Genomic DNA, 12,771 nt, shown 5'->3' with positions numbered 1-12,771 from the left:
GGCGGTTTTTTTATTCGCATTCAAAGCCTCTCGCCTTAGCGTTCCCAGTAGGCTTCTTCCAGGCTATCTTCACGTTCTGGCAACCCGCGAGAAAGACGTGGTGAGTGCTGCGCCAATACCTCATAGCTCACACGGTTGGCGTATTTACACACCTGAGAGAAAGACGAGTAGGTCAAAAATGGATACTGGTGTTTACGCGAGTTAGGCACATTGTCACGGTGGTAACGGTTGGCTGACATATCATGTAGCAACGCAGAGAGTGCACCGTCACCCGCGCCATTGGTATTTTTAATCCGTTCCGGTCCACCCATATAAGGGGCAATATGCGAATACACTTTTATTGGGTTTTCGCAATCGGCTTTGATCATTGGACGGCTGAACTCATACATATTGAACTCAGGAATCGCACCAGGTAGCAGCGGTAGTGACGTTTCACGTTTGGCTTTGTCTTCACTGTAGCCGGCCATGTATAGGCCAATCGGGCCTGCGGTGCAAAGCACCATGTCCACCCATTGTAGCGTCGCGTCAGCCGCCAACAGCGGATCACTTTCTCCGGTCAACGCCTCGCCTTCATCTTCGTTCATGGCAACCACACTGACGTGTTCAGCGAGAAAATCGCGCCACCACTGTGGATTTTGTTCAATCACATATTTGGTGCCCAATGTCATGACTACCGGCACATTATGCTTTTTGGCATATTTGATCGCACGCATGGTCGCATCTGGCATCGGATCGCCTTCTTTACAACGGACCAAGTACGCAGTCAGTACCAACGCCGAGGCGTTTTCAAAGATATGCTCAGGAATCGAATCAGGATGGAGTTGGTTCATCAAGCCTTCGTTGATGGCAAACGTACGCTCACCGCAATCGCCAATCAGCGCATAGCAACGACCAATCGGGCCTTGAACCGGTTGCAGGTAGTTCAGATCCATCCGGCTAGAGGTGTTACACAAATACCGATAAGAATAACTACCAATACGAATATCCTGACTCATTACCCCTAGCAAGATCGACTGATCGTCAGCCAATGCGGAATAATTGTGTAAGGTATTGCCAATGGTGCCGCCGGCAAACTCATGCGTCACCAAGTTGTTATCTTTTAGCTCTTGATACAAGGCTTCGGCACGCTCATCATCAATCACCAATGAGTGGCCCTTGCTTAAACCATAACGTTCCAGAAACTCATCACCTACTTTCGCTTCTATATCGACCAAGGTTTGGTCAATGCCGATGACATGAGGGCGCTTAAAGCCGCGGTCCGTGGCAGGATTGAGCAAAGGATCCCGGGCATGAACCGGAAAGTAGTGTTTAGACTTACGTTGTCCTGGAAATTTCATGGTTCGTGTAACTTGGCTAATGGAAGGAAGGCGCGAATTCTATCACAGAATTTGCGCCTGCGTAGCGTCTGGCCTACGAATTTTCTCGCCTACCAGCCTTGCGTATGGTCTGCCACCAGCGCGGCAAGTAAATCAATGTGGGCCTTGTCATCGTTTAAGCATGGAATAAAACGAAAGGCTTCGCCACCGGCTTCTAAGAAGATATCACGACACTCTCCGGCGATTTCTTCTAAGGTTTCCAAGCAATCAGATGAGAACGCGGGAGTCATGATATCTAACGTTTTGACCCCCTGGGCTGGCAACCCTTCCAAGGTTTTGTCGGTGTAAGGCTTCAGCCACTCTTCACGGCCAAACCGTGATTGATAACTCATCATAATGGCATCATCTGGCAAACCTAATTCGGCTTGGAGCAACGCGGTGGTCTGTTGACAATGCTGCGGATACGGGTCGCCATTATCGGCAAAACGCTGCGGGATCCCATGATACGAACATAACAAGCGATCCCCTTTTCCATGCTGCTCCCAGTGGCGTTTCACCGACGCCGCCAAAGCGGATTGATAAGCAGGGTGCTCGTGATAATGATGCACATAGCGCAATTCGGGAATACGTGGTCGCCCTTTGAGTGATTTGGCTACCTTATCAAAGACCGCCGCGGTGGTGGTGGCCGAGTATTGTGGGTAAAGCGGTACGATTAGAACCTTTTCACAGCCTTGTTGCTCCAGCGTCTCAATGCCCTGGATGATTGACGGTGTACCATACGTCATTCCCAGAGCAACTGGCATATCTACTTGTTTCGCTAACGCATCACGCTGACGTTTGGCATACACCATTAACGGTGAGCCTTCTTCCATCCATACACTTTGATACAGTTTGGCGACCTTGGGTGACCGTACAGGCAAAATCACGCCGTGTAATAATGGGCACCATAACCAGCGGGTTAAATCGACCACTCGGTGATCATGCAAAAACTCAGAGAGAAAGCGCTTTACAGCGGCGGGCGTCGGTTCATCTGGCGTCCCCAAGTTGACCAATAGCACGCCAACTTGGTGTTTATTTTCTGTCATTATGGTTGTCCTTGGCATCGGCTCAGTCAAAGAGCGAATAATAGTAATGAGTGACATACAGCTTGCCATAAAAAAACCGGAGCGACTAATCGTCTGCTCCGGTTTCTGCTATCCGTCATACCGATGACGTCATAGGGTTACACCGCATCGGGCGTGGCGCTGATTAGCCGAGTACTTTTTGAATCTCGGTGCTAACCCGCTCAACCGCTTGGGTGCCGTCAAAAGTGACAAACTGGGTATTGCCGGCATCGGCTTCTTTTTTATAGTACGCAATCAGTGGTGCCGTTTGATTGTGATACACGTTTAGACGCGCTCGCACTGTCTCTTCTTTATCATCATCACGCACCACCAGCGGCTCGCCCGTCACGTCGTCTTTCCCTTCCTCTTTCGGTGGGTTATAAACCAGGTGATAGGTGCGACCAGAGGCCAGATGAGCACGGCGACCACTCATACGCTCTACGATAACGTCGTCCGGAACGTCGAATTCGAGTACGTAATCGATCGCGATACCGATCTCTTTAAGACCATCCGCTTGCGGAATCGTACGTGGGAACCCATCTAGCAAGAAGCCGTTGGCACAATCATCTTGCGAGATACGCTCTTTAACTAGGCCAAGAATAATGTCGTCAGACACCAATTCGCCCGCATCAATAACTGCTTTGGCTTTTAAACCAAGCTCAGTGCCCGCTTTAATCGCGGCGCGCAACATGTCACCGGTAGAAATTTGCGGAATCCCGTATTTTTCCATGATGAACTGCGCTTGCGTCCCTTTACCCGCGCCCGGTGCACCCAAAAGAATGATGCGCATAGTGATCCCCTTTATGATTATTTAGGTTTCGTTAAACTGCGTCTATCGCCGCAAAGACCCGAAACATACACGCTTAGCCAAACGCTATCAAGCCCGGCATCCGGCCGGGCTTGTCGTTCGTCACTGAGTATGTTGATTGTCTCGACCTGTGTCGATTATACCTTGGTCAGAAGTTGATTGACCGACGCCAAGAACTCTGACGGATCATCCATGCTGCCCTTCTCTGCCAACATCGCTTGGCCGAGCAACATTTCTACCCAAGTACCAAATTTTTGCTCGTCGCTTTCATCCGCCATGCGCTTGATGAGATCATGCTCTGGGTTTAGCTCAAAAATGTATTTCACATCAGGCGCTTGCTGGCCAGCGGCTTCTAGCAACTTCGCCATTTGTGTGCCCATTTCAAACTGATCAGTCACAACCACAGCTGGGGTGTCTGAAAGCTTAAACGTGGTGCGCACATCTTTCACCCGCTCACCCAGGTGAGATTTCACCCGCTCAACCACAGATTCAAACGCTTTTTCGGTTTCTTCGCGCTCTGCTTTTGCCTCTTCATCGTCGAATTGGCTGAGGTCGAGATCCGCTTTGGTGATCGCTTGGAACGATTTGCCATCGAACTCGGTCAGGTAGCTCATCAGCCATTCATCGATGCGATCGTACATCAAGATCACTTCAATGCCTTTGGCTTTAAACTGCTCCAAGTGTGGGCTGTGTTTCGCGGCGTTATAGCTATCTGCCGTGATGTAGTAGATCTTGTCTTGCTCTTCTTTCATGCGCGACACATAGTCGGCCAACGACACCGTTTGCTCAGCGCTGTCTTCTTGGGTTGAAGCAAAACGCAGCAAGCCAGCAATTTTTTCTTTATTGCTGAAATCTTCCGCTGGGCCTTCTTTCATCACCAAGCCAAACTCTCGCCAAAATGTTTGATACTTGTCGGCATCATTTTTGGCCAGTTTTTCTAGCATCGACAGAACACGCTTGGTGCACGCCCCCCGCAGCGATTGGGTGATCTTGTTATCTTGTAAGATCTCGCGCGACACGTTGAGCGGCAAATCGTTAGAATCAATCAAACCACGTACAAAGCGCAAGTAGCTTGGCATAAATTGTGACGCATCATCCATGATGAACACGCGCTGTACATAGAGTTTCAGTCCATGTTTGTGCTCGCGGTTATAAAGATCCCACGGCGCCTTAGAGGGGATATACAACAAACTGGTGTAATCATTTTTACCTTCAACCCGGTTATGGCTCCAGGTTAGCGGCTCTGCAAAATCATGCGAAACATGCTTATAGAATTCTTTATATTCTTCAGCAGAGATATCGGACTTGGCACGGGTCCATAGCGCTTGCGCTTTGTTCACTTGCTCCCATTTGCCTTCGCCAGTCTCGTTGCCTTCCTCGTCTTTCTCTTGTGTCCACATTTCAACCGGAATACCGATGTGATCCGAATATTTACCGATCACTTCACGCAGGCGCCAGTCGTTAAGGAACTCTTTCTCATCGTCTTTGAGGTACAGCGTAATGTCGGTGCCACGTTCCGCTTTACTAACAGGCTCAAGTGTATATTCACCTTCACCGGTCGATTCCCATTGCACCGCTTCGTCAGCTCCAAGCCCTGCAGCACGGGTACGTACCGTCACTTTATCCGCGACAATAAAGGCGGAGTAAAAACCGACACCGAACTGGCCAATCAAGTTGGAATCTTTGCTTTGGTCTTCGTTCAGTTGTTTTAAAAACTCTTCGGTGCCTGATTTGGCGATGGTGCCGAGATTGGCAATAACATCGTCACGGCTCATGCCGATGCCGTTGTCAGACACGGTGAGTGTGCCGGCTTCGCTATCAAAAGACAGACGAACACGCAGATCACCGTCGTTTTCATACAGCTCAGGCGCTGATAGCGCTTTAAAGCGCAGCTTATCCGCGGCGTCCGACGCGTTTGAGACCAGCTCTCGAAGAAAGATCTCTTTGTTTGAGTAGAGAGAATGGATCATCAACTGCAGCAATTTGGAGGTATCTGAACCAAACTGGTGTTTTTCTGGGGTTTTCACGCTCATGTCAATCTACCTAACACTATGATGTTTAAAGGCTGAGTGGGTAATCGACCCACGTCACGAAGAATTCATATTCAGTACCCCAGGATATAAGGGCCACATCAGCCGCTTTCAAGGTGTGACTGGTCAAATAAACATCAGTTGAGAAAAAGAAAGCCTAACCGGGCGGTTAGGCTTGATAAGCGGTTAGCGATATTGACGCCGTTAGCGGTATTTAAGCTGTTGGCGGCCAATAATGGAGTGCGACAGCGTGGTGCCATCCACCAATTCAAGCTCACCACCCATGGGGACACCGTGGGCGATACGGCTCGCGCCCACTTGGTGTTCTTGGCAAAGCTCGGCGATGTACTGCGCCGTGGCTTCCCCTTCTACCGTGGGATTGGTCGCCAGAATAAGCTCTTCAATCGGTTCACTTTGCAAGCGCTTTTCCAAAACGTCTAAACCGATATCTGCCGGCCCAATCCCATCTAATGGCGACAAGTGCCCCATTAAGACAAAATAGCGCCCGGCATATTGGCCGGTCGCTTCAACGGCGGCAATATCGGCCGGGCTTTCAACCACACAAATCAGTCCGGTTGCTTGTCGTTTCGGGTTATCACAAATGGCACACACGTCTTGCTCTGTAAATGTCCGGCACTGGCTGCAGTGGCCAATGTCGGTCATTGCCGTGCTCAGTGACTGCGCCAGGGCAAGCCCCCCTTGGCGATTACGTTGCAAAAGATGATACGCCATTCGCTGCGCCGACTTGGGACCCACCCCAGGTAAACAACGCAGCGAGTCCATCAGCTGTTCAAGTAACTGGCTGGTGCGCATAGATTAAAATGGCATTTTCATGCCTGGTGGTAACTGCATACCGCCTGTCACGTCCGCCATTTTCTCTTTTTGTTGCTCCTCAACACGACGGGCAGCATCGTTGAATGCGGCCGCGATCAAGTCTTCCAGCATGTCTTTGTCATCTTCCATCAAGCTATCGTCGATGTCGACACGACGGATGCTGTGGCTGCCTGTCATGGTGACTTTCACCATGCCTGCGCCCGCTTCGCCTGTCACTTCCATGCTGGCGATTTCTTCTTGTACTTTCTGCATGCGCTCTTGCATTTGCTGCGCCTGCTTCATCATGTTACCCATGCCGCCTTTACCAAACATAATTCTCTCTCTTGGTTAGGTGTCTTAAATTGGTCGAATGCTGTCTTCCTCTAACTCCGCCGCAAAGCGTTGAAGCATAAAAGTGACATTCGGATCATTATGCAGGCTGTGTGTCGCCTGCGCTAATTTTTGTTGATAGAGCTGCTCTCGCCGCTCTAACGGTGTGATTCCCGCTTCCCCGAGCTGTACCTCCAAGGTTATGGGGGCACCCAATGCCGTCGTCAAGGCCTGAGTTAATTGTTGCTGCGCTTTTTCGGTATTCAGATGTGATTGATCAGGCCTTAATGTCAGCCGAACCTGGTCGCCTTCACGCACCATAGCGGCATTGAGCGCCATTTGTTTCACCAGCCGCTCGACCTCAAGGCTATCGGCCAACGCACACCAAGGATCTTGTTGGTTAGTCTCCTGCACCAACTTATCGCGCATTGCTGGCGTTTTCTCATGCTCAAGCGCTTGTTTGAGCGCCTTTGGCGTCAACGACGACACGGTGGCTGGCGCCTTGGCTTGGGGCTGAGAAGGACGCCATTGATAAGGCTCCGTCGCCGCCAATGATGTGTCGCGTTGCCGTGCGGGCACCGGCTCAGATGACGTTGCGGTGGAGGTCGCGACTGAGTTGGCGTCAGACACAGGCGATGTCGATTCTGCAGCGGTCGCAACGCGATCCAACACAGATAATGCATCACTCTTGGCCGGTGTCTGTCTCGCCTTTTTTGCGCCAGACTCTGTCTGACTGGTTTGTCGCTTCATCCTGCTACGCAGCTGGTTGCGGGCTTGAATCAAACTCGATGCCGCAGACGCGGGTACCTCACTGGCTGGCACGTCTGATGCGTCCGTTGCTGGCGTCGTATCCTTAGCTGGAGCCGATGCAGGCGATATCGGTGTGCTGTCATCGTGATCAGCCGCCGACGAAGCGTGATCAGGCACAGATGCGATCGGATCGGCCGGCCTAGTGTCAGGCGCAGAGGGTGTCGCCGAGATAGATGATTCGGATGAGGCAGGCCCACGGCGCTCCGACGCGGCAACTTGCGCTTTTAATGCGCTAATTGCTTGTGTCGGATCAGGGTTTTCGCTCGCCGCTTTGGGCTGTGCGTCTGACGCCATACTTGAGGCGCTTGGCTGCGCCTGCGACGTTGGGGCGTGTTCGGGCACGGCAATAGTCACCGGCTCATAAGGCACCGTTTTAACCGGCTGGAACGCCAACATCCGCAGCAATACCATCTCTAGCCCCGCACGTCCATCGGGGGCATAGGGTAAATCTTGTCGACCCTGCAGCGCTATTTGGTAACATAGCTGCACATCTTGCGGCGTTAAGCGCGACGCTAAAGCCTGTATGCGCGCGTGATCACCCTCTGCATCATCGCGGGTTTGTGGCAGTGTTTGCGCCAACGCAATTTGATGAAGCTGGCCTGCGAGCTCTTTAAGCAACCCATCCCATTCGACGCCAATTTGTGCAATCTGCGCCAGCCCATTCATCAGCTCAACTGCATCTTGATTTACTAATGCTTCCAGTAACAACAACGCATTGTCACTGCTTAAGGTCCCTAGCATTTCTGCTACTGCGCGGGTGCTAATCTGACCGTTACCGAGCGCAAGCGCTTGATCGGTTAAGCTCAGCGCATCGCGCATACTGCCTTCTGCCGCACGTGACAGTAGCATCAGCGCGCGCGCGTCAGCTTCGACGCCCTCTTGGCCAAGAATGTAATCGAGCTGGGTTTGGATCTGACTGGCGTCAAAATGTTTTAAATGAAACTGCAAGCAGCGCGACAAAATGGTCACCGGCAATTTTTGCGGATCCGTAGTCGCCAGCAAAAATTTCACATACTCGGGTGGCTCTTCCAGCGTTTTAAGCAAGGCATTAAAACTATGCCGCGACAGCATGTGGACCTCATCAATCAGGTACACCTTATACCGTCCGCGTGCGGGTTTATACTGGACGTTATCAAGCAGCTCGCGCGTATCTTCTACCTTGGTGCGTGACGCTGCATCAATTTCCAACAAGTCAACGTAACGCCCTTCATCAATTTCACGGCAGGTGGCGCATTGGCCACACGGTGAGGACGACACGCCCTGCTCGCAATTTAATCCTTTGGCAAAAATACGTGCGATGGTGGTTTTGCCCACTCCCCGCGTTCCACTGAACAGGTAAGCATGGTGCAGGCGGTCATGATCGAGCGCATTGGCGAGCGCCGTCAGCACATGGCTCTGCCCCGCCACCGCGTCAAAGTTATGGGGGCGCCATTTGCGTGCAAGAACTTGATAACTCATGTCAATTGGCTTCCTAGTGGCTGATAAATGACCCAAGGCCCAGCGTCGTGTTCACCATTAATGGCCGGCAAACTCGCACAAACTGTACACACTAACGCCAAGCGCCGTCAGTTTTTCCTCACCGCCAATATCCGGTAAGCTAATCACAAAACCGGCGTGTTCCACGGTGCCGCCCAACCGACGCACTAATTTGACCGTGGCTTCAATGGTGCCACCGGTGGCCAGCAAGTCATCGATCACCAGCACTTTATCACCGTCATCAATGGCATCACTGTGGATCTCAAGCGTATCTTCACCGTATTCTAGCTGGTAATTTTCGCTGATCACCGCCCGTGGCAATTTGCCTGGCTTGCGCACCGGCACAAATGGCAATGCCAGCGCTAAGGCCAAGGGCGCGCCAAATAAAAAGCCGCGCGATTCGGTGCCAATCACCTTGGTAAAGCCTTGATCCCGATACTTTGCTACCAGGGTATCAATGGTGGCCTGGTAGGCGGTCGGGTCTTCCATCAAGCTGGTGACATCACGAAATAAGATGCCTGGCTTAGGGTAATCAGGAATGGTTTGAATGCTTTGTTTAATCACATCCAAGTTGTCGTTGCTCATGGCCAATTCTCATCGGTAAAAAACGCAAACCGCCATGTTATGAATTTTCGGCCGTACCAGCAACAGATTCCGTCTCAGGCAGGCGGAGAAACCAGCATAAGAGCACAATCAGACAAAGCAGTAGCATGCCTTTTAACCAGAGTGCTGGCACCATGTACATTGAGAATGAGAAACTGGCCACGATCATCACCGTTGCCCGCTTTTTGACCCGCCGGCTGATGGCGCGTTGTTGGTACCAGTCAGTCAATATTGGCCCGAACGTTGGATGGGCATGAAGCCAATTGGCGATTCGGGGGGAGCCACGCATAAAACAGCCGCTTGCGAGCAACAAAAACGGGGTTGTTGGTAACACAGGCAAAAACGCCCCGGCGGCACCGAGTGCGACCCAAAACCAACCCAAACCGTTCCACGCCCAACGCCAAGCGACGGATGGAGCTGGCGGCGCGGGTGTTGTTTGTCGCGCTTTTGACTGTGGCGCGTTTGACTGCACCGCTTTTGACTGCATAGCCAATTTGCCCTTATTGCTGCGCGTCACCAGGGTGACCCTCTTACCCCAGTGTAGTGATCCAGCCGCAATGGGTACAGGGCGAGCTTAGGAAAAATGAGGCAGTATTGAATAAGGCGGTGATTAACCGCCAAATACAATCCCGAGCCAAGTGAGGCTTGCGGGTAAGGTGGGGATCAGTAAGACCAACAAAAAGCCGATAAAATACTTTAGGTTATAAGGTTCTTTAAATTCGTGACTCATAGGTTACAACGCTCACAACAACATACCATCAGTGAGCGGTTACTATAGCCTAGCTTGGCCCCGCTAAAAACGGACGTTTTGTAAGGTTTTAATCCGATTATTGATTTACATCAGGGTAACAACTTGGTGCATTGGGTCATGATAAACGTCATTTAGCCAATCAAGCGAACTGACCATGGATACAAATACTCTTGCGCAGCTGCGGCGTAAGCTCACTCGTGAGCGTGCCGAGCTGATCGCCACCTTAACCACGCGTTTGCGTGAAGACTGGGACAAGCATTGCGACACCCTGACTGTCACAGAGCTGATCAAAGAAAGCCAAGGCCTGCCTGGTGCAATTCGTTGCCTCGGTGAACGTCTGGAAAAAGTCGATGCGGCTTTGTGTGCCATGGATTTGGAAATTTACGGATTGTGTGCCGATTGTGAGAGTGACATTCCACTCGATGATTTAATCAAGGATGCCGCGGAGCAGCGCTGTCCGCAGTGCCGCGCATCAAACTATTATCATCACGATCCGGCCACTCGCCGTGCGACAACGGGCCCCCGTAAATCGGTGTGAGCCCAAGGTCGACTTTCGCTTGTCTCACCGTGGCTTAAACGGAACGCGCCCAGCATCAGCTGGGCGCGTTTTTTCTTGACCGTTTAAAGCTGTCAAATGGGTGATACTGACTACCACGCCTCCCCCGAACACGCGCTTAATCTTGATCAATGATCCAACGACGGAAGGTTTTACGCTCTTGGTCGCTGGCTTTGGTGTACCAAAGCTTAAGCTGCGACAAGGCATCGCCTTTAATAGAGGTTTGTCCTTGGTCGTCGACCTCGACTAATACGTCGTTAAGGTTTTTGCTTTCACCTTGGTCGATAATAATACCGTTTTCGCGGTTGTACTCGGCCACCAGCGCTTCCATATCGGCATAGGCGCCAAAGCCATCACCTTTAAGCTCGACGGCCTCTAACGGCATTACCTCGCCATTATCAAACTCAGCCTGCCATTGTGGGTTATCATCAAAATAGCTGGTCGCCTGGGTTTTCACTCTTAGATTAGTATCAATGTTAATGGTGGCATCGCGGCCATCAACGTCTAGCTCAAACAAATACGGACGCGAGGTAAAAATTACCTCTTTACTGCCGCGTTGCACTTCGCCATCAAAGCGCATCACCAACTGGTGGGTGCCATTAGCAAGTTCAATGGTCTGCTGCGGCGCCCAGTTGTCAAAACTGATTTTGCTGCCATCCACCACTAAAAATTCAATATGACGGGCGGAGGTAATTTCCGCTGCATGGATGACACTTGATGCCATCAGTGCACCCAGCATCCATGCGGCCCTTGTTAACTTTTTCATTGTCACTCCAAACGGTAAGACGAAAAAAGCCGCCCTAAGGCGGCTTTTATAATCAGTGCTATAACTTAGCAATAGGGTTTAAGCTCAATTAGAACTTAACTTCCATACCTGCTACGTAACCCCAATCTTGTTCGTCACCATCGCTGTCACCTACTTCAGCGTATACTTTTGCATTGTTGTGCAATGCATAAGTGACGTTAGCGTAGTAACCGTTTAGATCGTCTTGTTGCCCATCTACGTCTTGGTTATCAAAACCGATTGCGTAAGTAGCTTTACCCATGGTGTAGTCAGCGGCGATAGAGATGTAGTCAGTATCTGTGTCAACTCCGCCGATATCAGATGATGTGCGGCCATATGATGCAGCAATACCTACGTTTTCGATACCTGCATATTCGATTTCAAAGTTGTAGGCATCTTTGTCGTCATTGTTTACACGATCAACATTATCCGCTTTTTGATAGTAAACACGCGCATCAATATCTGCTACGCGATAACCTAGACGGCCTTCATAAACACGAACATCGTCGCCTGCTGGTGAATTAGCACTTCCATCTTCGACGCCGTCGCTTTTGTCGTTATATGTCACGGCACCGTAGAATGTACCGTTATCGTAAATATATTTACCAACTTGAGCGGCTTGCTCATAGTCTGCACCAAAGCTATTTACAGAAAGCTCATAATCTTTGGTAATACCAGCGTCATCCATCAACAAATACTGACGACCAGCTGTAAACTGACCCCAATCGCCTTTTAGACCAACGTACAGCTCGTCGTTCTCGACATTTGAGCGGCTTTCGCCTTTCAGTTGGTCTTTGTTGCTGTTGGCATCATTCATTTCAAATTCAAATGCCATTGCACCGATGACAGAAAGCTTGTCTGAAACCGCTACTTCAGTATTGATAGCGAAGTCGCCATCGTCTAGACGCCATTTGCCGTCTTGGTTGTTACCGATTTCTTGGATGTACTGAACTTCAGCGGCACCCGATGCGTCGACTTTAACGCCTTCTGCGTCATACAGGTTGATGCTTGCTGATGCTGAGCCAGCAGCCAGCAGAGCTGGTACTGCCATTGCTAGAATAGTCTTTTTCATGGTTAATCCACTGCCTTTTCTATTTAGTCATTATGAGTTCTTTCATGGAACTCTGTTTTATGGTGACTGTCACTCTGTTACCGGCAGCACACGCTGCGAAGCACAAAATGCCAGTTCACTGAAACTTCGTGGCTAATCGTGCAGAACATTTGAGGTTCTGTCAACTGGCTGGAAGCGCATTACAAAATAGACAAAAAACACTTAAAAACAAACAGATAGTAAACATTAATGAACTAAGATCACAGTTTAAATCTCGTTAGCAGTGTGCGTTGATGAAATTTAACAACAACCCTCTGCGATATAAAATTCTGACTAATGT

General features: G+C 50.5%; 12 protein-coding genes. 1 reads left to right on the top strand and 11 read right to left on the bottom strand.

Annotation, left to right across the window (positions count from 1 at the left end):
* Positions 1-35 precede the first annotated feature (35 nt).
* The 9 genes from BZG80_RS06865 to BZG80_RS06825 form a co-directional block, all read right to left on the bottom strand.
* Positions 36-1,337, bottom strand: coding sequence for an inosine/guanosine kinase (locus tag BZG80_RS06865; RefSeq protein WP_077460153.1), 1,302 nt, complete (start codon positions 1,335-1,337; stop codon positions 36-38).
* Positions 1,338-1,426: 89 nt separating this feature from the next.
* Positions 1,427-2,401 (bottom strand): ferrochelatase, encoded by a 975-nt coding sequence (hemH, locus tag BZG80_RS06860; RefSeq protein WP_077679026.1) that lies wholly within the window; start codon positions 2,399-2,401, stop codon positions 1,427-1,429.
* A 163-nt stretch (positions 2,402-2,564) separates the two neighbouring features.
* Positions 2,565-3,209 carry an adenylate kinase gene (gene adk, locus BZG80_RS06855; protein WP_077679025.1) on the bottom strand — a complete coding sequence of 215 codons (645 nt, stop codon included), beginning with the start codon at positions 3,207-3,209 and terminating at the stop codon, positions 2,565-2,567.
* Positions 3,210-3,364: 155 nt separating this feature from the next.
* Positions 3,365-5,260: a molecular chaperone HtpG gene (htpG, locus tag BZG80_RS06850; protein WP_077676843.1), complete on the bottom strand. Its 1,896-nt coding sequence runs from the start codon at positions 5,258-5,260 to the stop codon at positions 3,365-3,367.
* Between the two features lie 201 nt (positions 5,261-5,461).
* Entirely contained in the window at positions 5,462-6,070 is a 609-nt protein-coding gene (gene recR / locus BZG80_RS06845; protein ID WP_021022482.1) for a recombination mediator RecR, read from the bottom strand.
* A gap of 3 nt (positions 6,071-6,073) precedes the next feature.
* Positions 6,074-6,403, bottom strand: a complete 330-nt coding sequence (locus BZG80_RS06840) for a YbaB/EbfC family nucleoid-associated protein (protein WP_021022483.1) — start codon at positions 6,401-6,403, stop codon at positions 6,074-6,076.
* A gap of 24 nt (positions 6,404-6,427) precedes the next feature.
* Positions 6,428-8,668, bottom strand: a complete 2,241-nt coding sequence (gene dnaX / locus BZG80_RS06835) for a DNA polymerase III subunit gamma/tau (RefSeq protein WP_077679024.1) — start codon at positions 8,666-8,668, stop codon at positions 6,428-6,430.
* 57 nt (positions 8,669-8,725) lie between these two features.
* Complete coding sequence (apt, locus tag BZG80_RS06830; protein ID WP_077679023.1) at positions 8,726-9,271, bottom strand: adenine phosphoribosyltransferase; 546 nt, start codon at positions 9,269-9,271, stop codon at positions 8,726-8,728.
* A gap of 37 nt (positions 9,272-9,308) precedes the next feature.
* Positions 9,309-9,776, bottom strand: coding sequence for a YbaN family protein (locus BZG80_RS06825; RefSeq protein WP_077668856.1), 468 nt, complete (start codon positions 9,774-9,776; stop codon positions 9,309-9,311).
* Between the two features lie 418 nt (positions 9,777-10,194).
* Here BZG80_RS06825 and BZG80_RS06820 point away from each other — a divergent pair, with 418 nt between their 5' ends.
* Positions 10,195-10,578, top strand: a complete 384-nt coding sequence (locus BZG80_RS06820; RefSeq protein WP_021022488.1) for a conjugal transfer protein TraR — start codon at positions 10,195-10,197, stop codon at positions 10,576-10,578.
* A gap of 136 nt (positions 10,579-10,714) precedes the next feature.
* Here the strand turns inward: BZG80_RS06820 and BZG80_RS06815 are convergent, their stop codons facing one another.
* Complete coding sequence (locus BZG80_RS06815; protein ID WP_241833875.1) at positions 10,715-11,362, bottom strand: YccT family protein; 648 nt, start codon at positions 11,360-11,362, stop codon at positions 10,715-10,717.
* Positions 11,363-11,450: 88 nt separating this feature from the next.
* The gene (locus tag BZG80_RS06810) at positions 11,451-12,452 is read right to left on the bottom strand and encodes a porin (protein WP_077679022.1); all 1,002 of its coding nucleotides are present in this window, start codon (positions 12,450-12,452) and stop codon (positions 11,451-11,453) included.
* Positions 12,453-12,771: the final 319 nt, after the last annotated feature.

This window comes from Salinivibrio sp. MA440 (genome assembly GCF_001996265.1).
GTDB lineage: Bacteria > Pseudomonadota > Gammaproteobacteria > Enterobacterales > Vibrionaceae > Salinivibrio > Salinivibrio costicola.
The sequence above is the reverse complement of the archived record's forward strand: the minus strand, read 5'-3'. Positions and strand labels throughout refer to the sequence as shown.